Genomic DNA, 23617 nt, shown 5'->3' with positions numbered 1-23617 from the left:
CAGGCCGGCACCGACGGCACGGCAGGCCTGTCCCCAGCCGCCAGCGGCGGCAACGGCGGACCCGGCTACGTCCTGATCACCTGGTAGGTAGCCGAGGGTCCCGTCACGAGGCGCGGGTCGGCCTGGACCGTGCGCGCAGCCGTCCCTGACGCGATCCTCCCGAAAGCGCCCGATGGCGCACCCGGCACCACGAGTTCACCCCGGTTCGCACCGTGCCTCCGACAATCCGCTCTCCGAAAGGGTCCCTCGACATGCCTGCACCGCTTCTACCCACGGCTTCCCGTGCTCCCCTGCACAGCGCGCCGGAGTCCCCGATCACGCACCGGTCGCCGGTACGAGGTCCGGTGGGGTCGCGTCGCCGATCGCGTCTACGGGTGTCCGTCGGCCTCGGCGCCATGCTGCTGGGGGCGGTGGTGTCCCCGTCCGCGGCGGCGTCTGCGGCGACAGCTTCCGCGGCGGCGCCGGCCGCGGCCGGGCGACAGGAGTACACCGAGCCCGGAGCCTACTACTTCACCGTTCCTGCCGGGGTGACGTCGATGACCATCTACCTGGTCGGCGCCGGCGGCCCCGGCGGGGTGGGCGCCGGTGGTGGTGGCGGCGGAGGTGGTGGCGGCGGCGGGAGCTACTTCATCGGGCCCGCCGACGGGGGTGGGGGCGGCGGCGGCGCCGGCGGCGCAGGGGGCGGCGGTGGCGGTGGCGGCGGAGGTGGGGCGTTCGTGTCGTGTGTGGTGCCCGTCGACCCGGGCGAGCGGCTGCTCGTCGCGGTCGTTGCCGGAGCGGATCCCACGGGCGTGGGCACCGGCGGGAGCGGCGGTTCCGGCGGGCGGGCCGATGCCACGTTCACCCCGGGCACGGCCGGTGGAGGCGGGGGCACCGGCACAAACGGCTCGCAGGGCTCCACCAACAGCGGCGCGACCTCGGTCGGGGGACGCCACGTCCGTGCGGATGCACTGTCCGGAACGTTCGGCGGGGCGGGCGGTCCCGGAGGCGGGGGTGGCGGCGGGAAGCCCGGCGAACGCGCCGGCGGGACCCGGGGCGGAGTCGGCGGTCTGGGCGGAACCGGGGCACGGGGTGGGGCGGGCGGCGCGGGAGCCGCGGGCGGCCCCGCCGTCACGGGTAAGCCCGGCAGCGTCCTGTTCCCACCGAGGAACACGTGCAGGGGGACCGATGCCGTCGGCTCCCCCGGCGCCCCCGGAACAGCCGGCGGGAGCGCCGGATCCACCGACGATGCCCGCGCCGGCGGAACAGGTCTCCAGGGCCGTGAGGGTGACGGGGGTCGCGCATCGCAGGGGAGCTCCGGCGGCGGCGGCGGAACCGGTGGCGCACCCGGGCAGGCGACCGTGCCCCTGCCCGCCGGCACCGGCCGGGGCGGTAACGGCCTGAGCGGCGCGGACGGGGGTGCGGGCGGCGTGGGCGGCGACGGCGGCGGCGTCTATCCCAGCTCCGAGGACACACCCGGCCAGGCCGGCGCCAGCGGCCGGAATCCGGCCGGCACCGGCAACGAGGGCGGCCCCGGCTACATCCTCCTCACCTGGTAACCCACCCACGCACGACCGACTCGGCGGCGCCTGCCAAGGTCCGGCTCAGACAACCTTGATGCCGAGTCGGAAACCTTGCTGGGCCGTCGGCCGAGGAGCCCGGCGCCGGCGGCGTCAGCGGGTTGCGGCCGTGACACCAGGCGCGAGCCGGGAACCGGCGAAGATCGGCTGACCACCAAAGGCTCCGACTCGACGGCCCTCCGCCCCGGGCCCCGGGACCTGCCCGGCGGCCGCCTGGGCCGGCCGACGGAGGTCGCCGCCCTCGTGGCCTACTTGGCGAGCGAGGACGCCGGCTACGTCACCGGCGCCACGTTCGACATCAACGGTGGGACACACATGCGCTGACGGGCGGCTTGCAGCGGCACTGTGCGGTGCCGTGAGTCACAGGGTGGAGACGTTCACGGGTTTGCGGGCGCGGCAGTTCGGGGGTCCGGTACGGGTGGCGCGTGAGCGCGGCGGCAACGGGCCCGCGCACGGCTGCGGAGGATGCGCAGCGGCTTCACGCGTGCGAAGCTTCGCTTCGCCGGTGCCCGGTTCGGCGCCCGTCCGACTACCGCACAGGAGCAGTGCCCGCATGCCACCGTCGACACCGAACGACAGTCCTCGACCCGCGACGGACACCTGGGAGCAGGTCCACGCCGAACGGGCAGCCCTGGCCGCCGACCTGGCGGGACTGGACGAGGGGCAGTGGGCCACCCGGTCCCTCTGCGACCGGTTCACCGTCCGCGAGGTGCTCGCGCACATGACCGCCGGGGCGAGCCTCGGCCCGGTGCGGTGGATGGCGGGTGTGGTCCGCTGTCGCTTCGACTTCGACCGGCAGGTCGCCCTGCGGCTGGCCGAGCACATGGGCGCCGCTCCGGCCGAGACGCTCGCGCGGTTCCGCCAGGTGATCACCAGCACGACCAAACCGCCCCTGCCGAGAGTGGCGATGCTCGGAGAGACCGTCGTGCATGCGGAGGACATCCGCCGACCGCTCGGTATCGAGCGCGACTACCCGGTTGACGTCCTGACCGCCCTGGCCGCCTACTACCAGGGCTCCGACCTGCCCGTCCTCTCCAAGAAGCGTGCCGCAGGCCTGCGGCTGGCGGCCACCGACGGCCCCTTCGTCGCCGGTGACGGCCCACGGGTGTCCGGCACCACCCTGGCCCTGGTCATGGCGATGGCCGGCCGCGCGCCCTACTGCGACCAACTCGACGGCGAAGGGGCCGTCGTCCTGCGCGAGCGCCAGGCGACAGCCTGAGGCCGCACCTTTTGCCGTCACGGCGTGTTCCGTGATCAATCAGTGTTCGGACGTCCAGCGTTTCACCCGCTCGATCACACCGTCCGGGTCGGAGACGGTCGAGTGGACGGTGAACTCGGCGTACCCGGGATCGTCGATCGGCAGCGCGGGCAACGGATGCTCGCGCAGCCGCGCGACGAGGTACCCCGCAGCCGGCAGGTCACGGGACTTCTCCTCGTCGACATCGGCCTTGTCCGCGTGCCAGTAGGACCCGTCGTACTCCACGGCGAGCTTCCGGCCGCCGGAGAGTTCGACCGTGATGTCGACGTGCCAGACGCTGCGCCGGACGAACACGGCATGGCGTACGGCCTGACCGGACGATGCTCTGCCGAACGCGCGTTCGGCGGCCGCGTGGTGGTCGAGCTCGATCCGGGACTTGCCGTGTTCCCTGCACTCGGGGCACCCGCTGCCGGCCGCGCGGGAGGCCAGGGGTGTCTGCCACACGTGCGCGGGGTCGGCGGTGCAGACCCATGTCGGGACGAAGGCCGTCTGACCGCTGGGGCGCACGTGCCAGGCCGAGAGCGGGTTCACGGACGACCACTCGGCGGCGAGTTCCGGGAAGTGGAACGCGAGCGAGTCGAGGATCGTGCGGCATTCGGGGCAGCGCAGGCGCTGCCCCTTGTCCCGCTGCTCCGGCGTGTCCTGCCACTCGTGGCCGCAGCAGGGGTCCTGCCCTGCCACCACACCGTTCTGCGTGACCCGGGGGAGAGCTTGGCCAGGCTGATGCGGCCGTTGCGGGTCGGGTGCCACTGGGAAGCGATCTCCGGACCGATCCTGAACGGGGCGGGTTCGACGGCGACGGCTTCCAGGGTTTCCAGCCGGGCGGTGCGGCTCTCCTGGCTCCGGCAGGAGGGGCAGCCCGAGTGCAGGTAGGTGTACGGGGATATTCGCGGGTGGTGCCCCTGCGGACAACGGAGGGGTCGTTGCAACAGTGCTGGTCGCAGCCATCAACGAATGGCTGCGACCAGCACTTTCGAAACGCGCCCCAGCAGTGATCACAGCGCAGGACTGTGTGACGAGCTCTCAGGTCTCCGTTCCCCGGGCTACTACGCCAAGAGCCCTGCTCCGCCTTCGTCTTCTGCCTCCTCGCCGGCTACGGGATGATGACGCCTGCGTTGGCGGTGGAGGGCAGCAGGCCGGCGGTGCCGGCGAAGGCGGCGGTGTAGCCGTCGTTGGCGAGGATCAGCGGGAAGGTGATCGCCTCGGAAAGCTGGGCGGTGCCTTCGGCGTTGGTGATGGCGGTGCCCAGGGTCCGGTTGCCGGTGCTGAAGGTGATGGTCTGGCCGGGCACCGGCAGTCCGGTGACGAGGTCGACCAGGGTGGCGTTGAGGAACGGGTAGAACACTTGCGGCGGGAACAGCTTGGCCAGCGCCGGGGTCGCGGTCAGCGAGGTGGCGTCGGCCAAGTAGGTGAAGCCGTTGACCAGACTGGCGGTGCCACTGGGGGTGGCGACGGTGACGGTGGCCGGTCCGGCCGCCCCGGGCGGGGTGGTGGCGGTGATCTGCGTGCCCGCGGCATTGACGATGACGTTGGTGGCGGGGTTGCCGCCGATGGTGACGCTGGCGCCGGTCAGGTTGGTACCGGTGATGGTCACCACGGTGCCGCCGGTGGTGGATCCGTGGTTGGGACTGATGCCGCTCAGCGTGGGCGCGCCCTGAAAGACGCTAACGCTGTTCGACCCGAAGTTGGCGACATAGACCTTGCTGTTGGGGGCGACCGCCACGTCGATCGGCTCGGTGCCGACGGGGATGGCGGCGCCCACCACGGTGTTGGTGCTGGTGTCGATCACCGTCACGTTGTTGGCCCCGAGGTTGGCCGTGTAGACGATGCCGTTGGTGGCGGCCGCGATTCCCCAAGGGCTGGAGCCGACGGGGATGCTGGGGACCAGGACGGTGTTGGTGGTGGTGTCGATGACCGTCACGTTGCTGGATGCGATGTTGGCGACGTAGGCGTTGCCGTTGGGGGCGATCGCGATGAAGTTCGGCTGGGTGCCGACGGGGATGGCGGCGCCCACCACGGTGTTGGTGCTGGTGTCGATCACCGTGACGTTGTTCGACCCTCGGTTGGCGACATAGGCGTTGCCGTTGGGTGCGACGGCCATTCCGACCGGGTTGGAGCCGACGGCGATGGGCCCGCCCGTAACGGTGTTGGTGGTGGTGTTGATCAGGGACACGCTGTTCGCGAAGAACTGGCTGACATAGACGTTGCCGCTGGGAACGACCACCGCCGCGGCCGGACCGCCGGACAGCGGGATCGGGGCGCCCACGAGCGTGTTGGTGGCGGTGTTCAGCACCGACACGTTGGCCGAGCCGTTGTTGGGGATGTAGGCGTTGCCGTTGGGGGCGACCGTCAGCCAGCTCGGGGTGGTGCCGCCTTCGGGGATGCTCGCGATGGTGACGGTGTCGGTGCTGGTGTCGATCAGCGTCACAGTGTTCGAGCCGCTGTTGGTGACGTAGAGGTCACCGCTGGGGGTGAACGCCAGCCCGACAGGACTGGTGCCGACAGCGATCGTAGGGTCTTCGGGGCCTGCCGCCGCCACCTGGCCGGTGGGGGCGTGGCCAACAGGGCTGGGGATCGGCAGCAGTTCCTGCGCTGCTATCTGAACGTCCGTACTCATGCGGACCCCTTCGGTGGGGGCTGCCCTCGTCCCGTCGAGCCGTCGTGTAGAAATCGTCCAGGACCGCAGATCCCGCCCTGGGGCACATCGACGACTGACCGCACACTGGGCATAGCCACGGGCCGCTCCCCCTGAGGAGGGATAGGCAGCCCGGCGGTTGAATTAACCCTTTCATCCCCGCAACGCCGTTGGGTGAAACGCCACTTCGTACCGAAAGCGCGGCATTCTCACAGAAACCATCGGCCCGATCCTCGCCTTGACCGTCACCGCTGCGAGCCGGCCCGAGAGCGTCCGTTCGAGTTCATTTGTGATCGAACTTCACCGGGAACTGGAGGTGGCCTATGGCGAACTTCTCGCCCAGCGAGGGCGTTCTGCGAACCTTTGTCGGATTTCAGCTTGAGTTGGGGACAGGTGGCGCCACTGGCAGCCGGTACGGGCCTGGTAAAGGATCGCCCGGGTAGGCCCTGCCCTCGCCCATGCCCACAGCAGGCCGCATCCCCGATGGACGTCAACCCTCGTAAGCATAAGGCGAGTTCGAAACAACGGATGAAACAATCAGACTTTCACAGGACTCCCTCTCGGCGGCAACCACTGAACTCCGGCGCGGTCATGAGCCAGGACACAGTAGTTGGAACCAGTAGGACCAGGCGAGCTGGCGTCTTCTGATCAGCGGGACGTGATTGTTGGCACCGGGTGGTCACGCTTCTTGCGACCAGTCGTGAGATGTGTCCGCTCCGCCGGCCGCGCGTAGCCGTACCCGGTGACGCTGGAGGTCGACCTCGGCTACGTTCACCGTGATCAGCTCGCCTTCATCGACAAGCAGATCCGGAGTCTCGACCGGTTCGCCGGTCAGCTCAGAGAGATGAGGGAATCCCACAACGTCGGGATCAAGCTGCGCGAACACGCCAAAGGGAATGATCTCGGCTTTCTCCCCTTCGGCATCTACGAGCTGCACGAGGACATCCGCTCCGTCGAACCCGGTGACCTTCACCGTTCTCATGGCCCCCGGCCGGAGCTGGTTGATCAAGGACTGCATACGAGGGGCAGGGGCCGGCTCGGACATGGAGGTGAGCCTAGTCGGCGCCGGCCGCACCGGTTTCAACTCTCGTGAGCAGACCCCACTCAACGCGTCGCTGGCTCAGGCGATGTGACTCAGCACGCTACTTGTCGCTAACCGCACTACTCGACGTGCGGCTCTCCGGGCGGGTCAGCATGACAACTGTCGCCGATTCGGCGAGGTATCTGTCGGCTGGTGATCGTTTGGCAAGCAAGTTGTCGCCAACTCCGAAGAAGTCGCCCCGCCGACGCGAGCTGACTACTTCGATGGCGGGGTGGATACGTCACGCAGGACTTTCCCGGCACCGCCGACGACTCGCGGCTCTACGTACACGGGGCCGCTGTGGTCGCATCTGTGCAGGTGGGAGGACCTGCTGGTTCCTGTCAGTAGGACGGCAGGTCGCCAGGGTCTGGCCCTCGGCGAGGGGTGGACGCGTCGATGGACAGTGACGTGGCGTCACCGAAGTGGCGAGGTTACCGGCGCGGTGGCCTCACTGGGGCAGGCGCCCTGGGTGGGCAGTGTCCCGATGCGCGGCTTCGCCTGGCGGCGTGACCAGCGGCATCGGCCGGGGCTGGAGTACATGGTCAGCACGGGGCGGCTGCACGGCTTCGAGAGCCTGGAGGAGGACTGGCTGCTACGGGCGCTCGACTTCTGCGGCCGCGTGCAGATTCTCCTCTCGCAGCCGTTCCGGATGCGCTTCGAGGCGAACGGGCGGTGGCGGCGGCATACCCCGGATTACCTTGTGGTCTCCGACAACGGGGTCTTCGTCGTCGACGTACGTCCGGCAGAGCTGATCAAGTCCGAGGACGAGGAGTCCTTTGCCGCCGCTCACGAGCTCTCGCTGGTCTGCGGCTGGCGCTACGTTGTCGTGGCCGGCTGGTCGCCGCACGTCCAGGCATCCCTGGACGCGATGTACGCGCGGCGGCGCCCGATGAGCGACCCCTTGAATCTGCGCCCTGGGCTACTCGCGGCAGCTGAGCAGGGTGTGACCTTCCGCGAGGCCGCGATGGCCTGCCAGTTCTGGCCGGTCGCGCGGGCCCAGCTGCTGAACCTGCTGTGGCAACGGCGACTTGGCGTGGATCTGTCCGAGCCCTTGACCGACGCGTCGAGGCTGATGCCGGCGGAGGTGTCATGAGCGCGGGCGCCTTGGATCTGGCTCCGGGGGCAGCACTGGTCCTCGACGCGAGCGAGTGGCTGGTCGAGCGGCAGGAACCCCATCTCGGCCGAGTGCACCTGATGAACCGGGCCGGTGTCCGGCAGTGCGTCAGCTTCAGATTCCTGCTGAACCATCCGCAGTGCCGCAGCTCGTCGCTCACCTCCTCGTCCGGCGCGAACCGGGGACGGCAGGAGATGACGTTGAAGGACCTGAAGTCGGAGAAGGTCCCGCTGGTGCAGTTGCGGTTCGAGCACCTGATGGAGGTCTTCTGCGGCTTCCGCAGCGGCGACCCGTTACACCCGCGGCCAGGTGAGCCTCGCCCGGAGTACCACCCTGACCGCACGACCGTGTCCGAGCGACGCCAGGCTAAAGTGGCCGAGCTGGAGGCCATGGACCCGGCCGCCGCGAAGCTGCTGGCGCTGGACCGGGTCGGCGTCAGGACCTTGGAGCGTTGGGAGCGTAAACGGCGCCGCTTCGGGGTGATCGGCTGCGCGGACGACCGATGGCTGCGCGAGAGCGGCGGCCACCCCAGCATCTCAGAGGAGATCCGGGAAGCGATCCTGGCCGTTCGGGAGGAGACCCGGCTTCACCGTTCCAGGGTGGACGCCCGCACCCGGGAGACGATGATCCACCGCTACGCCCGCGAGACGTTCCCCGGCCAGGAGATCAAGGTCCCCAGCTACGACACGCTCAGGCGAGTCTGGCACGAGTGGTTCGGTCCTGGCCGTGGTCGGCAGCGCTACGAACGCTCCGCGTCGCTGCCCGAGAAGGACGGGCACGTGCTGGTCACCAGGCCGGGCCAGGTGGTCGCGCTGGACACGACGATCTTGCCGGTGATGGTCCGTGAGGGGGTCTTCGGTGACCCGGTCCGCGTCCACCTGACGCTGGCGCTGGACGTCTACACCCACTCCATCTGCGCTTTCCGGCTCACGCTGGTGTCGGACACATCGGTCGACGTCGCGATGGTGCTGCGGGACGTGATGCTCCCGCTGCCCATGCGGGCCGACTGGGACGGCGAGATGGAGTGGCCCTACCCGGGACTGCCGGCTGCGGTCGTGGCGGAGTTCGTCGGCCACCGGGTCGCGGCCCTGCCGTTCTTCGCGCCGGAGACGGTGACCACCGACCACGGCAGCGTCTACCGCAACCACCACCTGGTCGAGGTCCAGGAGGTGATCGGCTGCCGGGTGCTTCCGGCACGGGTGCTGCGGCCCCAGGACAAGCAGGCGGTCGAACGGGTCTTCGGCAGCATCCGGTCGCTGCTGTTCGAGCACCTTCCTGGCTACACCGGCATCGACACCGCCGACCGCGGTGCGGAACCGGAGCGGGACGGCACCTTGACCATCGACGCGATGGAACACGTGATCGCGACCTGGGTCGTCAAGGTCTGGCAGAACCGCCGGCTGGGCGACTACGCGCCGGCCTGGGATCCCGGCGGGGACCACAGCCCCAACTCGCTGTTCGCGGCGTCGTTCGCGCAGACCGGCTTCGCGATGGAGATCCCCCAACCCGAGCTCTACTACAGGTTCCTGCCGGAGCACCAGGTCAAGCGCATCCACGGCCGCCGGGGCATGAAGATCAAGGGCCTCTACTACTACGGCGATGCACTGGAGCCCTACCTGCACGAGGCGTCCTCACGCGGCGGGCGGCGCAAACAGATGTGGATCATCCGCCGAGAGCCCCGAGACCGGCGCGTCGTCTACTTCCAAGATCCCCTTACCCACGAGTGGCACCCCCTGCGCTGGACCGGGCTGCCGCCGGAATCGCAGGTCCCCGCCTTCGGTGACCTGCGCGCTGAGGAACTCCTCACCCGAGTCCGCGAAGCCGGCCTGCGACCGCGGACCGATGCCGAACTCCTTCCGATCCTCCTGGATCTGCTCGGCGCCCGTGATCCGGTCAGCAACTGGCCCAGCCAGATGACCAAGTCCCAGCGCGTCGAACACGCCCGCGAGGCCACGCAGGCCCGGGCGGCCTCGACCGACCGGCCGGCGGCCTCCGCCGAGATCGCCCACCCATCCCGTCAGCCCCAGCAGACCGCGGGGAACGTGCTGCAGTGGCCGCAGCGGGCTGGGCAGACCCGAAGCAGTCTCGACGCCGAGCGGCGCCGCCGGAGAGAAGCCGCCGTCCCGGTCACCCCGAAGCCACCGCCCCGGCTGGGGTCGAGCTTCCGCGAGCGCAACGTGTTCCTCCTGCCCGAGGACGACGAAGAGGAGCACGGTGGACAACCGGTCGGCTGAGAGCGACAGCCCGATCGTCCCGTTCCTGCGCGTTGGACCGCCACCCGACCGCACCAGGTGGGAGGGCTGGCAGCAGTGGCGCGAGATCCGCGACACGTTCATCCCGGCACCGCGGCTCTCGCTGAAGGAGTACAGCGACATGAGCGCGCGCCGACGGGCCCTGCACGACCTGCACCGGACCGCGACGCACGTGAACATGCGGCTCCAGGAGACGCCGATGAGCCGCGGGGTCTCCAACCTGATGCGCGGGCGTCTGCAGAACAACGCCGTGAAGTTCATGCCCGGCACCCGGGACGGTCTGATGATCAACGGCGGCGGGTTCCAGGGCAAGACCGAGACAGCGTGCTCCGCGGCCGCCGCCTTCGAAGACCTGTGGCGGGACGTCCACCACCAACTCCTGCCCGACCAGGCTCCGATTGCTGGCACACGCGATGTGTTCGTCCCGGTCGCCTACTGCCGGCTGCCGGTGAAGGCGACACCGAAGGCGTTGTGCAAGACCATCCTGGACGTCTACGGCGACCCGCACCCGAACACCCTGGACGACCTGATTCGCTCGGTCCGCGACGCGGTCCGGGACCACAACACCACGGCTCTGCTGATCGACGATGTGACGCGTCTTCGGCTCCACCGCGGCGACGACCAGGACACCCTGGACCTGATCCGCGAGCTGATGGACCTGAACGTCACGCTCGTGCTGATCGGTGTCGACATCCCCCACTCCGGCCTGCTGCGGGGCGCCTACATCGACCCGCACACCAAGCAGTGGGTCTTCCCGGACGTCAAGCGAGGCAAGAGCCACAATGACGGGGCCTCGACACAGACCGAGCGGCGCTTCGACATGGTCGATCTCGACCCGTTCGACTACTCCACCCCCACCGGGATCACCGCCTTCCTCGAACACCTCGCGGGGATCGAGGAACAGTTGCGGCTGTTCCACTCCTTCGAGGGCATGCTGACCACGGGCGGCATGCCCGAGTACCTGTTCCGCCGCACTCACGGCATCGTCGGACTGCTTCGACGGCTGGTCGAGGACGGTTGCACGGAAGCGATCACCAGTGGCGAGGAGCGGCTGACACCCGAGCTTCTGGCCCGCACCTCGATCCGCCTGGGCAATCTCGCCGATCTCGACCCCGAGGCGGGCGAGGTCCCCGAGATCCCGCTGAACGTCAAGCCGCCACAGCAGTCGCGGAAGAAGCCGGGAAGGAGGCCGCGCAACACGGTCTTCGACGACCAGGGCGACAGGCCGGCCGCCGATGGCTGAACTCCACAGCCACGACCGACCGCTGGCCCGGAGCCTTGATCCTCTGCCCGGCGAGTCCCTCGGCGGCTACCTGCTGCGGCTCGCTCACCGTCTCCGGCTCTCACCGATTCGCCTGGCCCGGCTGACCGGCTGCACCAGGCCCTCGACAACCCAACTTGGCCGCAGGCTCCTGCTGGACCTCGACACCCGCGCCTTCGCGCACACCACCCGGCTGAGCGAGGAGGAAGCAACTGCTCTGACGCTTGTTCCCTGGTCAGACCGCTACCTGCCAATTGCGCGCCTGCGACCCGGTTCCGGAGCGCAGGTGTCGCGCGACGACTGGTTGTTCAACGACCATCCTCGCTACTGCCCGAGATGCCTTGCAGGAGACGGCACCGCCATCCAGCAGCAGCACGGGGGTCCGTGGAAGAAGGCGTGGCATCTGCCCGTCGCCTTTGCATGCCCGGTCCACCAGGTATTTCTGCAGGACGACTGCCCTCGAAGCCACTGGATCAATCGAGCGGTCACGCTCCTCGTCGGCCAGCCTGCGGACGCGAACCTGCACCCGGCGCAGTGCCGACATCCAGTCCAACGCGCCGGTCAGGGCCGGAAAGGACCCTCCTGCGGGACCCGACTGGACCAGCTCAGGAGCACCCGTTCTGCCCGACCGAGTATGAACATGCTCAGGACGCAGCAGCGACTCCTCGACTTCCTCGAACCCCACCAGGCCGCAGCAGCAGACGCCGCGTCAGGTTTCACCGATCTTCGGGTGGTCACCGCCGCTCTCTGCGCGTCCTGGCCTCTCGGTCGGGACCACATCGAGCCTGATTCCCAGGATTCGGTGGGCAAGCACATCAAGGCCCTTGGCGGAGGCACCCGCCCGGTTCGCGACAGACCCCCAAGCGACCCCGTTGCGGCGGCCGGATTGCTGACGGCGGCCGTCCGCTTGCTCGATGAGCCTGATCTCCACGAACTCGTCGACCACGCCCGAGCCGCCCGCCCAGGCAGCGCGAGCAGAGCCCCATGGGTCCACGTCTTCGAACGGCATCAGTCCTCGTGCTCGGATAGGTTGCGACAAGCGATGGCACCCCTGACCCGCACATACCGGCGCACCGGCCCTCGTGGAGCCAGAATCCCAGAACGACAGGGCGGTTACCGCCCTGAACACATTCCCGCGTTCTTGGAGGAACGCTGGTATCAGGAGCATCTCGCACCGCTCCAGATCGACGCGGAAGCGAAGTCCGTACGCCGTCTCGCGGCCGTCCTCCTTGTCCAACAGGCTTCTGGCAGGGCGCGGGGTGACGCCGCAGACTTCCTCGGCATCAACCCTGCCGGAGGCCAGTTCGTGGCCACGGGCACGCTCCTGCGGTGGCTCAGAGATGGGCAGGATGCCTTCAATGCCGCTCTGCACGACCTGGCCGAGGAACTCGACCGCGCGACAGACCCCACCAACTACCAGCGCCGGCGCGAGCTGCTGCGAATCTGGTCCCTGTCATCGGAGATCTGGAACGAGATCATCACCAGGCTTCCGCCCGTCCCAGGGCCCGTTCGCCCCAACCTGGACGACCGAGTACGCCAGGAAGCGTCCGCGTTCGTCTGGGCCTATGTCACCGGCGGCGAGCCGCTCTTCGCGCCACGGCACGTCGAAGCCGAACAGCCCCCGGAGGTTCGCCAAGTCTGGCGGGAGCGCCGGGCGAACACCTGGTTCCAGCTCTCCCGTCCCGACGCTCTGAACCACTACACGGCCCTACGCAGGCTCCTCTGTCAGCATGGCGATGCCCTTATCGCGAAGATCGAATCGGGCACCAGCACGCCCATCCGCTAGGTTCTGTCCGCTCCGCCGACGGCGCCCAGTCGCACCCGGTGCCGCTGGAGGTCGACCTCGGCGACCTTCACCGTGATCAGCTGGCCCTCATCGACAAGCTGATCCGGAGTCTCGGTCGGCTCGTCAGTCAGCTCAGAGAGATGCAGGAACCCGACAACGTCAGGGGCAAGCTGCACGAACACGCCAAAGGGAACGATCTTGGTGATCGGCCCGGTGAGGATTCGGCCGGCCTGATCCGCGAACCGAATGAGTGGATCTTCCTGCAGAGCCTTCAAGGAGAGCGTGACCTGACTGGAGCGCGTCTCGGCGATGATCACCTCAGCGGTGATCCGCTGGCCGGCTTCGACTGCCTCGGAGGGGTGGTTGATCCAGCCCCACGTCAGGTCCGGCACCCGAATGAAGCCGGTGCACAGGCCCTCGGGTTCGCCGTCGACGTGAACGAAGACCCCGAAGTTGTGAACCTCGGAGACCGTCCCGGTGACGACCTGCCCGCGTTCGAGCGCGAGGAGGAAGGACCGCAGGGCCGGGATCTCGCACGCCCTGGCGGAAAGGTGAAGCTGCCCTTCGCGCCAACGCCCGATTTCTTCGGCATCGATCTCCTGGCCGACCTCAAACAGCGCGGATGGATGCTCGATCCGACGCATCGACGCTTCGTGCAGAGGAATCCGACCGATCTCGGTCGCTTCTCCTTCGGCATCCACGAGTTGCACCACGATGTCCGCTCCGTCGAATCCGATGACCTTCACCGTTCTCACAACCCCCGGCCGGAGCTGGTTGATCAAGGACTGCAGGCGAGGGTCAGGGGTTGGCTCGGACATGGAGGTGAGCCTAGTCGGGGCCAACCGCAGACGACAGATTCCGTGCTGACACGACAACTAGCCTGCTGAGTCACAGGCGACTCAGCGTGGCGAGACCAGGGCGCCGCCACCTGTCGGTTCCAACCGCCAGGTACCGGTTCCAGTCACACGAGCCCGGCAACGGTGACGGTACGGGGGTCCTCGTCGTTGGCTGGAGGTCTGTCGCGCGCGGTTCGGGTTGGTCTGGCACCGGCAACCGAACGCGATGTCCCCCCAGCCGTTCGGCGGCGAGGCGGCTGCAGTACCTGCACCGGACGTGGTGGGGGTCGTCGGAGTAGGACGGGTCGGTCAGCGCTGCCAGGTGGTCGTAGCCGTGCTTCTCCGCGTACTCCCTCGCCTCCGACACGGAAACCGGCGTCAGGTCCGCGTACGCGCCGTGGCGCCGTCGTTTGCCGCCAACCGGCAGCGCGGTGACGGGTGGGCGCTCGGACGGCGGGTCGGAAGCGGGCCGTCCCGTTCAGCCCGGCAGCCGCAGGCGGAACAGCGCCCCGCCGCCGGGGGCGGCCTCGGCGGTGAGGGTGGCGCCGTGCGCGTGGGCGATCTGGCGCGCCATGGCGAGCCCGAGCCCGGAGCCGGGCAGGGCGCGGGCGGCGGAGGCCCGGTAGAAGCGGTCGAAGACGTACGGCAGGTCCTCGGGCGCGATGCCGGGGCCGTGGTCGCGGACGGTCAGTTCCAGTCCGGCGGTGAGCCGGACCTCGACCGTGGCGCCCGGCGGGCTGAACTTGGCCGCGTTGTCGAGGAGGTTGGAGACCAGTCGGGCCAGCCGGGCCGGCACGCCGGGGACGGTGCGCTCGGCGGCGCCGTGGCCCGGGGCGCCGTCCGCGTCGTCGTCCAGGGTGAAGGCGATCGCCGGCCAGTGGCCGCGCGCGGTGTCGACGCAGTGCCCGACGAGCCGGCCGACCGCGACCTGTTCGAGCAGCGGCTGCGGCTCCTCGTCACGGGCCAGCTCGATGAGGTCGTTCACCAGTCCGGTCACCTCGCGTAGCTGGCGGTGCAGCGCGGCCGCCGCCCGCTCCCGTTGGCCCTCGGTCAACCGGTCGGCGCGGGCCAGCAGTTCGGCGTTGGTGCGCAGCGCCGTCAGCGGGGTGCGCAGCTCGTGCGAGGCGTCGGCGACGAGCCGGCGCTGGGCGGCCACGGACTGCTCCAGTTCGCCCAGCATGGTGTTGAAGCTGCCGGCCAGCCTGGTCAGTTCGTCCTCCCGGCGCCCGGGCGGCAGGTCGATCCGCAGCCCCGCGTCCCGGGTGTCGGCGATCCGTTCGGCGGTGCGGGTCAGCCGGGCGACCGGGGCGAGGGCGGTGCGGGCCACGGTGCGCCCGAGGACGGCGGCCAGCAGCAGGCCCGCCGCCGCGACGGCCGCCATCAGCGCGCCGGCCTGCCGCACCCCCTCCTGGACGCTGTCGGCGCGCAGCGCGACCTGGACGGCCTGCCGGGCGCCGGGCGGCGCCGCGATCATCGGGGTGGTGAGCATCCGGGCCGGGTGGCCGCCGATGGTGAGGTCGGTGAAGTAGCCGGCCCGCTGCCGGTTCGCGACCTGGCGGGTGGCCGGTGTGACGGGCAGCAGGTACGGCTCGTTCGGTGGTTTGCCGGGGTCGGCGGAGACGATCTGCGCGCAGGCCGGGGCAGCAAGGTAGTTGCACTCGCCGTAGACGACCTGCGGCCCCTGGTCGCGGTGCTGCTGCTGCACCAGGGTGGCCTGCTGGGTGAGGTGCTGGTCGAGCTGGTGGTTGAGCTCGTAGCGGACGATGCTGAACGCGGCCGCGCTGATCCCGAGCGCCACCACGGCGACCGCGGCCGTGCAGGCGAGGGCCAGCCGGGTGCGCAGCGGGCGCCGGCGCCGCCAGCGCGCGTGCGCCCTCAAGCCCGGTCCAGCCGGTAGCCGACCCCGTGCACCGTGTGCACCAGCCGGGGTTCGCCGCCGGCCTCCAGCTTGCGGCGCAGGTAACCGATGTAGACGGCGAGGGAGTTGGAGTCGGGGCCGAAGTCGGCGCCCCACACCCGCTCCATGATCACCTCGCGCGGGAGCACCTGGCCGGGGTGGCGCAGCAGCACCTCCAGCAGTGCGAACTCGGTGCGCGAGAACTCCACCGGCCGCCCGGCCCTGCTCCCGGTCCGGGTGGCCGGGTCGACCTCCAGGTCGGCGAAGCGGTAGCCGGGCTCCTCGGCGGCCGGGGCGCTGCGCCGCAGCAGGGCACGCAGTCGGGCGGTCAGCTCGTCCAGCGCGAACGGCTTGACCAGGTAGTCGTCGGCCCCCGCGTCGAGGCCGTCGACGCGGTCGCTCACCGAGTCGCGCGCGGTGAGCACCAGGATCGGGAGCCGGTCGCCCAGGGCCCGCAGTCGGCGGCAGACGGCCAGCCCGTCGAGGACGGGCATCATCAGGTCGAGGACCATCGCGTCGGGCTGCCAGCCGGACACCTCGTTCAGCGCCGCCAGCCCGTCGGCGGCGCCGCGCACCTGGTAGCCCTCGACGGCCAGCCCGTCCTCGACGGCGGCCCGTACCTCCGGATCGTCGTCGACTACCAGCACTCTCTGCCCGTTGCTCATGCGGACAACCCTCTCAGAACGACTCTGAGAACTCTCTTAGGCGGCCTCAGCAAGCTCGACGGCATGCGGACAGAACACGGCAACCATGCCAACCACGATCCGGCCCACCCCCTGTCGGTGGTGATCGGCGCCGGCGGCACCGGCGGACACATCTACCCGGGCCTCGCACTGGCCGAGGCGCTGCGCAGAGCCGACCCGCGGGCCGTGATCTCCTTCGTCGGCACCGAACGCGGACTGGAGACCACCCTCATCCCGCAGGCCGGCTACCGGCTGCACACCGTCGACATGATCCCCTTCGATGCCTCCCTCGGCCCGCGCCGCTACCTGCTGCCCGCGGCGCTGCTGCGCTCCGGCCGGGACTGCCGGGAGATCCTGCGGGCCCAGGGCGCGCAGGTCGCGGTCGGCATGGGCGGCTACCCGAGCGCGCCGGTGATCGTCGGCGCCAAGATGGCCGGGCTGCCGAGCGTGGTGCACGAGTCGAACGCGGTGCCCGGGCGGGCCAACCGCTTCGCCGCCCGGCTCACCCCGCACATCGCGCTCGCCTTCGACCGCACCCGCGAGCACCTGCCCGCCGGCCGTTCGGCGCAGACCGTCGGGATGCCGCTGGTCGGCGCCGTCGCCCAGCTCGACCGGGCGGCGCTGCGCGCCGAGGCCCGTCGGCACTTCGCCGTCCCGGACGGCGTCCGGCTGGTGGTCTTCAACGGCGGCAGCCTCGGCGCGGCCCGGCTCACCGCGGCCGCCGTCGAACTGGCCGGACGCTGGCGCCACCGCACCGACCGGCGGCTGCTGATCAAGACCGGCCCGGCCGCGCTGGCACAGGTCCGGGCCGCACTGGACGGCAACCCGGTGGCGCACGCCGTCGCCTACCTGGACCGGATGGACTTCGCCTACGCGGCCGCAGACCTCATGGTGTGCCGCGCCGGCGCGGCCACCGTCGCCGAACTCTCCAGCCTCCGAATGCCCGCCGTGCTGGTGCCCTACCCGCACGCGCCGCACGACCACCAGACCCACAACGCACGCGTCCTCTCCGACGCCGGCGCCGGCCTGCTGCTGCCGGACGGCGAGTGCACCGGCGAACGGCTGGCCGCCCTGGTGGAACCCCTGCTCGCCGACCCGGCCCGGCTCGCCGCGATGGCGCAGGCCGCCGACCCGGGCGACCACGCGCGCGCCGCCGACCTGCTGGCCGCCAAGGTGCTCCGCGTCATCGGCCGGACCCCGGCACCCGCGCCGCCCGCCGTCCCGGCCCCCGTCCCCGGCCCGTACGACCGCTGACCGCCTGACTGCTGATTGCCGATCGCTGACCGCCGACCACTGACCACCCGACCCGCCCCGACCCACCGGAGGACCACCATGAACCGCCCCGCCCACCCGAACACCCCCGCCCACCCGAACACCCCCGCCGCACACCAGGACTGGACCGGCCGGACCGTCCTGGTCACCGGCGCCGAAGGCTTCATCGGCAGCACCCTCGTCGACCTGCTGGTCGCCCGCGGCGCCCGCGTCCGGGCCCTGGTCCACTACAAGCCGTACGCCGAGCGCGGATACCTCGCCCACTACCTGGCCGACCCCGACAGCCCCGTCGAGATGCTCGCCGGCGACGTCCGCGACGCCGGCCGGGTCCTGGACGCCGTCGCCGGCTGCGACACCGTCTTCCACCTCGCCGCGCTCATCGGCATCCCCTACAGCTACCAGGCCCCCGAGGCCTACGTGCAGACCAACGTCGTGGGCACCCAGAACATCGCCGCCGCCTGCCTGCGGCACGGCGCCCGTCTGGTGCACACCTCCACCAGCGAGGTGTACGGGACCGCGATCACCGCACCCATCGACGAGCACCACCCGCTCCAGCCGCAGTCCCCGTACTCCGCCTCGAAGATCGGCGCGGACATGATGGCGCTCTCCTACTGGCACGCCTTCGAACTGCCGGTCGCCGTCGTCCGCCCGTTCAACACCTACGGCCCGCGCCAGTCCGCCCGCGCCGTCATCCCCACCATCCTGGCCCAACTCCACTCCGGCGCACGGGAGATCAGGCTCGGTTCGACCACCCCCACCCGGGACTTCACCTACGCCACCGACACCGCGGAAGGCTTCCTGGCCATCGCCCGCGCCGACCGCGCGCTCGGCGAGACCGTCAACCTCGGCACCGGCAGCGAGGTGTCCATCGGCGACCTGGCCAAGGCCCTGATCGTCGCCTCCGGCCGGGACGCGGACATCGTCGTCGACCCGACCCGGCTGCGCCCCGGCGGCAGCGAGGTCGAACGGCTGCTCTCCGACAACCGCAAGGCGCGCGACCTGGCCGGCTGGCAGCCCCAGGTCGGCCTGGACGAGGGCCTGCGCCACACCTCCGACTGGGTCGCCGAACACCTGCACCTGCTCGCCCCGGACCGCTACCAGGTCTGACGCCGCCCCTGCGGCCAACTGTCCCATCGGGCAGGGGCCTTGGTGCCGGAGCCGACCACCGGCTCCGGCACACACCCGCCCTCGAAGCCCCCGCACCCGGTGACCACCGGCGCAAACGGCTGGCCCGACGCAGGGGTGACTGCCAGACTCGCTCCGTGCGAGCGATCATCGAGGAGATGGCCAACCGCCTGGCCGAGGTGCCGGGCGTCGTCGGAGTCATGCTCGGCGGCAGCCGGGCCCGCGGAGAGCACCGGCCGGATTCGGACTGGGATCTCGGCGTCTACTACCGTGGCGGGCTCGACCTCGCCGCGTTGCGCGCGCTGGCCGGCCCCGAGGTGGAGGTGGCCGGCCCGGGCGGCTGGGGGCCGTGGGTGAACGGCGGCGCGTGGCTGCAGGTCGACGGCGTGGCGGTGGACTGGATCCTGCGGGACGTGGACCGGGTCGAGCAGGTGTGGGCGGACTGCCGCGAAGGCCGGTACGAAGTCGGCGTGCAGGCGGGTCATCCCCTCGGCTTCTGGTCGCCCTGCTACGCGGGCGAGGTGGCGCTCGGCCAGGTCCTGGCCGACCCCGCCCGCGAACTGACGGACCTTCAGTAGACGGTCACGACCTACCCCGAGCCCTTGCGAGAGGCCTTGACGGCGGGAGCCTGGGAGGCGGAATTCCTGGTCACCGCCGCAGCAAAAGGCGCGGCGCGGGCGGACACGTTGTACGTCTCGCTCTGCCTGTCCCGGGCCGTCGGCGTACTGGTGCAAGCGATGTTCGCCGAGGACCGGCGCTGGTGCCTCAACGAGAAGGGCGCGCTGGCCGTCGCTGAGACACTCCCGGGCGCGCCAACCGGCTTCGGCCCGCGAGTCCGCGGCCTGTTGGGGGCACCCGGATCGAGCGCCGAACTGCTGGCGGCCACAGTGGCCGAGGCACGGGCGCTGGTAGAGGAGACCCTCGCCGCGCTTCGGAGCCGCACCGAGCAGCAGCACACACCTTGAGCCGGGCGCCTTGCCGCTGGCGGCTCGTCGGCTCACCGGTGTTCGACATCGCTGGGGCAGCGCCAAACAGTGCGGAGAACTCACGTCTGCGGGCGCGGCTGCTGCCGTCCCGCCCAGTCGGGAGCGAAGAGCGGAGCCCCCGTGTCCTCCGCGTCCGCTAGTCTCCGGCAAATGTCAAGGATTGATCGATCTTTCGTTCGGAGCAGGTGGGGCACCTCCGCCCTCCGGATCCGGACGGTTGTAGGCATCGTCCTCGGTGTCGCCGCGTTGACCGGCTGCGACCCGAGTGGTGCCTCCACGACCCCCGCGAAGGGGCCGTCCCAAGCAAGTAGCGCGACCGATGCGGCGCCGACTGCCGCAACTCCCGCCACACCTGCCGCTGCACCAGGCCCGACAGCCACATCACTGTCCTTCAGTTACCACGCGCTGGGCAAACATGAGTACATCGATCAGACGCTGTCCATCGACAACGACGGGCAGGCCAGCGCGGCGCCCACTCTGACGATCACGGCAGTGGACGGCAGCGGTAACGATCTGCCCGACGTGCAGGTCACCACGGCGTACGGGAGTGACCGAGGCAGTCTCGTCATCCAGCCCGGCGGTGGCTACGACGTCCTGGCCTTCCACGGGGCTGACGCCCAACGGGTCGCCAATGTCAGAGTGACCGTCAAAGAACTCGCCGCGGCGGACCTTCCGGCGGACGCGTCCGCGGTCGAGGCCGAGCCGGCGGATTTCGCAGGCCAGCAGCTGACCAAGTTCGACGCATTCGACCAGGTCATCGTGAAGAACCCGAACAACGCGGCCGTATCGGTCCGGATCGTCTACCTGGTCTACAACCAGACACCGGCCGGAACGCCCCAGCAGGCGATTGAAGTGGTCCCGATCGGCGGGCTGATCACCGTTCCTCCCGCAGGCACCGTTTCCGTGGCTGTGTCTGGAGACGCAAGGACGGCCGTTCAGAAATACTCGGGTGGACCGGCCGTGAGCGTCAAGGCCTACTTCTCCCGTTAGCCGATCGCGCGGGGCCATCGGACCCCGGCCCCGTGCCATCGGGCGAGCAGCGAACCGCCGGACGGCGGGAATCAGCTGGTTCGGTCCTTCGGGTTCACCGTGCAGAAGTACACGCGGTTGGTCTGCCTGTCGAAGTAGAAGCTCCCTGTGTACTGGGTCCGCGTGACCGACTTGTCGAAGGCCTCACTGTGGAGCCACGCCATCGTGTCCCCGACCTCGGCGGCTATCTCCTGCGGGACACCGCATCCGATGCCGCCCTCCCGCCACGTCCCGCTGTCCGTGATCGCCGTCAGCGTCGCCGGATCGAGCTGCGCCACCCCGTCCAGGCTCACGTCGGTCGGACCGGGGATCTCCGGCACGGAGTTCTTCGTCAGCACCCGGCCGACCCACTTCGTCGCGGACAGCTCACCCAGCTGCGGGAAGTGGCGCTTCAACGGTTCGACATCCGTCCGCACCTCCGCCGGGGTCGTCGCGGCGGTGGTCGGGCGACGGTCCTCACCGTGCCCGGCGGCACTGCTCTCCGGTGCGGACGCACAGCCCGAGGCGAGCAGAGCCGCGGCGGGAATCAGCAGCAGAGTCCGAGCGCCGCCTGCTCGCTGCTTCACCTTCACCGGCGTACGTTTCACGGGTTCGTCATCCCTGGCCTTCTCGGTTGAACGTCTCTGCACACGACTTTCGCCACGTCAGATTCGCGACCGATCAAGGCACCTCCGCCGCACCGGACTTCGCGGCAGAGCCCGAGTGCCCGGAACCTGGCGCCGAGGCGTGGCCGATCGTCATCAGAGCGGGTCGATGCGGGCCTTGAGCAGGCAGAACTCATTGCCTTCGGGGTCGGTCAGGACATGCCACTGCTCCTGCCCGGTCTGGCCGATGTCGGCCGGGCGGGCGCCGAGCGCCAGAAGGCGTTCGAGCTCGGCGTCCTGATCGGGGTCGGTGGCGTTCACGTCGATGTGCAGCCGGGACTTGCCCGGCTCCGGTTCGTCCCGGCGGCTGAGGAAGATCGTCGGCTGCGCACCGCCGAACCCTTCGCGCGGCCCGATCTCCATCGAGCCGTCGTCCTCGCGACCGAGCACGACGAAGTCAAGGACCTCGCACCAGAACCGCGCCAGCACCTCGGGGTCGCGGCAACCGAGCACCAGCTCACCGATACGACACGCCATGACGAATACCTGCTCTCAGCCGGGGAACCGCCGGGGAGACCACACGCGAACGGCGCGGGCTCCCGGCGGCGAAACAACCCCGCGACCGTACCGGACGAGGCGAGCACGGTCGACACGATTTCCGGGCCGACGCGAGGCCGACGCGAGGCCGCCCCGGGCCGACGCGAGGCCGGCGGCATCGGGCCCGAAGCCGGTACGCGCTCAGGACAGCATGTTGACCCGGTACTGCATGATCCGGTAGTTCGTCGGGTCGTACCACTGGCTGACGACGATGTGGAAGTTGCCGAACGTCGAGCCGGGGATGACGAAACCGCCGTACGGGCTGGCGACCAGGTTGGCGACCTCCTGGCCCGGGGCGCAGGGGAGGATCATGGCCTGCTCCAGCGTCGTGGTCAGGTCCGAGGTCGGGAGGGCGAAGACCATCGCCCTGATCGACAACTGGTCCATGTTCAGCCACGTGAGGACGTACTTGCCGTCCATGGCGCGGAAGCACATCTCGCCCCACTTGCGGGTGCCGAAGACGGTCGTCGGGGCGGGCGCGTTCCACCGCCAGCCGCCGTCGGCGTAGCCCCACGGCTCGTAGGCGTCCGGATTGCCGAGGCTCTCCTTCCGTACCCGGTGCAGCAGCATTCCCGATTCCACGTCGCGGTTGAAGACCGTGGACAGGACGTAGCAGTAGCCGTCGTCGGCCACGGCGTACGTCTTCTGCTGGAACTGGCCGCCGTACAGGTCGCCCGGCCACTGGCACAGGTACTGCCAGGTCTCACCGTTGTCGGTGGAGCGCCAGAAGTCGGTGTGGTGGGTGTCGTAGATGACGCCGCGCATGAGGTGCATGTACATCACGCCGTCGACGACGAACACGTCGGACGGGATCGCCGTCGTGGCCTTGTCGCCGACCGGGTTGTGCGGCTCGTCGACCAGGCTGTTGGCGTGGCTGCCGCCGACGCTGCCGTCGATGCGCAGGTTGTTCAGGTCGGCGCTGCTGGAGCGCAGGCCGACCGGGGCACGCCAGTCGGCTGCGCCCACCTGGGCGCCGTCGAAGGTGTCGCCGCAGACGAAGAGCATGGTGCCGTCCGGACACAGCACCGGGATGCCGAGGTCGGTCCACGGCGAGGCGAACGGCCCGGTCTCGACCGGGCCGCTGAGGTTCTTCACCTTGGTCGCGACCGTCGGGCTCGGAGGGTCGTTCGGACCGCCGGCGATCGCCGCGGGGGCACCCGAGCCGATGGCCCCCGCCCCCACGGCGACGCCGATGCCGATCTTGAGGACCCTGCGGCGGGAGGGCCCGCCGGTCGTCGCGTCGTTCCCGCCCGATGAGCCCGATGAGAGTGTCATTTCTGCCGATGGCCTTTCCGAGTCGACGAATTCCCGTGGCACCGAACGGATCGCGCACCTCGGCGGCGACGGGTCGCCACCGAGGCTACGGCGCCCCGTCGCCTTGCCGTCGATCGGTGGGCAAACCTTCACCCAAATTGGCTATGCCACACGGAAGTTCCGCATCCGGATGAGCACGGTGAGCAGCAGGTGGTCTTGGTGTACGGCGGTGCCTTGATCCGCGGCAAACTCGGTGGCGACGGTGCAGGGCCGTGCGATAGGAGTGAGGGTATGGCCAGAAGCGCCCATCACATTCGCCGCACCACTTCCCGCCCTGGACAGGATGCCTCGTGTCCCTGGAGCCCATGGCGGGTGGTTCTGGTGCGTGAGCTTCGCTACAGCTCCGAG

At 70.2% G+C, this 23617-nt stretch carries 19 protein-coding genes and 2 pseudogenes; 11 read left to right on the top strand and 10 right to left on the bottom strand.

The annotated features are described in order from the left end of the window. Positions 1-1340: 1340 nt before the first annotated feature. The 3 genes from ACFVHI_RS01625 to ACFVHI_RS01615 all read left to right on the top strand — a co-directional run bounded on the left by ACFVHI_RS01625 (position 1341) and on the right by ACFVHI_RS01615 (position 2778). Positions 1341-1538, top strand: a complete 198-nt coding sequence (locus ACFVHI_RS01625) for a hypothetical protein (protein ID WP_079136478.1) — start codon at positions 1341-1343, stop codon at positions 1536-1538. 75 nt (positions 1539-1613) lie between these two features. Next, complete coding sequence (locus ACFVHI_RS01620; RefSeq protein WP_380334638.1) at positions 1614-1883, top strand: SDR family oxidoreductase; 270 nt, start codon at positions 1614-1616, stop codon at positions 1881-1883. A 229-nt stretch (positions 1884-2112) separates the two neighbouring features. Next, complete coding sequence (locus ACFVHI_RS01615) at positions 2113-2778, top strand: maleylpyruvate isomerase family mycothiol-dependent enzyme (protein ID WP_063352060.1); 666 nt, start codon at positions 2113-2115, stop codon at positions 2776-2778. 39 nt (positions 2779-2817) lie between these two features. Here ACFVHI_RS01615 and ACFVHI_RS01610 read toward each other — a convergent pair whose 3' ends face one another. From ACFVHI_RS01610 to ACFVHI_RS01595, 4 genes and pseudogenes are all read right to left on the bottom strand, one after another. Beyond that, positions 2818-3498, bottom strand: coding sequence for a zinc-ribbon domain-containing protein (locus tag ACFVHI_RS01610; protein ID WP_380334634.1), 681 nt, complete (start codon positions 3496-3498; stop codon positions 2818-2820). 32 nt (positions 3499-3530) lie between these two features. After that, positions 3531-3746 (bottom strand): annotated as a pseudogene (locus tag ACFVHI_RS01605) (hypothetical protein); the annotation flags it as partial. A gap of 164 nt (positions 3747-3910) precedes the next feature. Beyond that, positions 3911-5434 (bottom strand): IPT/TIG domain-containing protein, encoded by a 1524-nt coding sequence (locus ACFVHI_RS01600; protein WP_063352058.1) that lies wholly within the window; start codon positions 5432-5434, stop codon positions 3911-3913. A 697-nt stretch (positions 5435-6131) separates the two neighbouring features. Beyond that, positions 6132-6461 (bottom strand): S1 RNA-binding domain-containing protein, encoded by a 330-nt coding sequence (locus ACFVHI_RS01595; RefSeq protein ID WP_380334631.1) that lies wholly within the window; start codon positions 6459-6461, stop codon positions 6132-6134. Between the two features lie 370 nt (positions 6462-6831). Here ACFVHI_RS01595 and ACFVHI_RS01590 point away from each other — a divergent pair, with 370 nt between their 5' ends. From ACFVHI_RS01590 to ACFVHI_RS01575, 4 genes are read left to right on the top strand one after another with little or no spacing between them, the layout of a single operon-like run. After that, positions 6832-7626, top strand: a complete 795-nt coding sequence (locus ACFVHI_RS01590; protein ID WP_380334913.1) for a TnsA-like heteromeric transposase endonuclease subunit — start codon at positions 6832-6834, stop codon at positions 7624-7626. Beyond that, a complete protein-coding gene (locus ACFVHI_RS01585; RefSeq protein ID WP_380334628.1) occupies positions 7623-9881 on the top strand; it encodes a transposase in 2259 nt (752 codons plus the stop codon). The genes ACFVHI_RS01590 and ACFVHI_RS01585 overlap by 4 nt, the downstream gene beginning before the upstream one ends. Beyond that, entirely contained in the window at positions 9862-11142 is a 1281-nt protein-coding gene (locus tag ACFVHI_RS01580) for an AAA family ATPase (RefSeq protein ID WP_380334626.1), read from the top strand. The genes ACFVHI_RS01585 and ACFVHI_RS01580 overlap by 20 nt, the downstream gene beginning before the upstream one ends. After that, positions 11135-12946, top strand: a complete 1812-nt coding sequence (locus ACFVHI_RS01575) for a TniQ family protein (protein WP_380334623.1) — start codon at positions 11135-11137, stop codon at positions 12944-12946. Before ACFVHI_RS01580 ends, ACFVHI_RS01575 begins: the two co-directional genes overlap by 8 nt. Here ACFVHI_RS01575 and ACFVHI_RS01570 read toward each other — a convergent pair. From ACFVHI_RS01570 to ACFVHI_RS01560, 3 genes are all read right to left on the bottom strand, one after another. Next, positions 12943-13764: a S1 RNA-binding domain-containing protein gene (locus ACFVHI_RS01570; protein ID WP_380334620.1), complete on the bottom strand. Its 822-nt coding sequence runs from the start codon at positions 13762-13764 to the stop codon at positions 12943-12945. The two genes, ACFVHI_RS01575 and ACFVHI_RS01570, sit on opposite strands and share 4 nt — an antisense overlap. Positions 13765-14260: 496 nt before the next feature. Further along, the gene (locus ACFVHI_RS01565; RefSeq protein WP_380334617.1) at positions 14261-15661 is read right to left on the bottom strand and encodes a sensor histidine kinase; all 1401 of its coding nucleotides are present in this window, start codon (positions 15659-15661) and stop codon (positions 14261-14263) included. Beyond that, positions 15658-16344, bottom strand: coding sequence for a response regulator transcription factor (locus tag ACFVHI_RS01560; protein ID WP_380334614.1), 687 nt, complete (start codon positions 16342-16344; stop codon positions 15658-15660). The genes ACFVHI_RS01565 and ACFVHI_RS01560 overlap by 4 nt, the downstream gene beginning before the upstream one ends. Positions 16345-16407: 63 nt before the next feature. On the opposite strand from ACFVHI_RS01560, the gene ACFVHI_RS01555 reads away from it, so the two are divergent. The 4 genes and pseudogenes from ACFVHI_RS01555 to ACFVHI_RS01540 all read left to right on the top strand — a co-directional run bounded on the left by ACFVHI_RS01555 (position 16408) and on the right by ACFVHI_RS01540 (position 20735). Then, entirely contained in the window at positions 16408-17616 is a 1209-nt protein-coding gene (locus tag ACFVHI_RS01555; RefSeq protein ID WP_380334611.1) for a glycosyltransferase, read from the top strand. Between the two features lie 78 nt (positions 17617-17694). After that, positions 17695-18741, top strand: a complete 1047-nt coding sequence (locus ACFVHI_RS01550) for an SDR family NAD(P)-dependent oxidoreductase (protein ID WP_380334608.1) — start codon at positions 17695-17697, stop codon at positions 18739-18741. Between the two features lie 176 nt (positions 18742-18917). Further along, positions 18918-19724: pseudogene (locus ACFVHI_RS01545) on the top strand (nucleotidyltransferase domain-containing protein). A gap of 267 nt (positions 19725-19991) precedes the next feature. Next, the gene (locus ACFVHI_RS01540) at positions 19992-20735 is read left to right on the top strand and encodes a hypothetical protein (RefSeq protein ID WP_380334605.1); all 744 of its coding nucleotides are present in this window, start codon (positions 19992-19994) and stop codon (positions 20733-20735) included. Between the two features lie 71 nt (positions 20736-20806). Here the strand turns inward: ACFVHI_RS01540 and ACFVHI_RS01535 are convergent, their stop codons facing one another. The 3 genes from ACFVHI_RS01535 to ACFVHI_RS01525 form a co-directional block, all read right to left on the bottom strand. Next, positions 20807-21346: a hypothetical protein gene (locus ACFVHI_RS01535; protein ID WP_380334602.1), complete on the bottom strand. Its 540-nt coding sequence runs from the start codon at positions 21344-21346 to the stop codon at positions 20807-20809. A 168-nt stretch (positions 21347-21514) separates the two neighbouring features. Further along, entirely contained in the window at positions 21515-21895 is a 381-nt protein-coding gene (locus ACFVHI_RS01530; protein WP_380334599.1) for a VOC family protein, read from the bottom strand. A 201-nt stretch (positions 21896-22096) separates the two neighbouring features. Beyond that, complete coding sequence (locus ACFVHI_RS01525; protein WP_063352048.1) at positions 22097-23230, bottom strand: DUF4185 domain-containing protein; 1134 nt, start codon at positions 23228-23230, stop codon at positions 22097-22099. Positions 23231-23617: the final 387 nt, after the last annotated feature.

Source organism: Kitasatospora sp. NPDC127121, from assembly GCF_042677305.1.
In the GTDB taxonomy this organism is placed as follows: Bacteria; Actinomycetota; Actinomycetes; order Streptomycetales; family Streptomycetaceae; genus Kitasatospora.
Note: the sequence above shows the minus strand (reverse complement) of the source record. Positions and strands in the feature narration are given on the sequence as shown.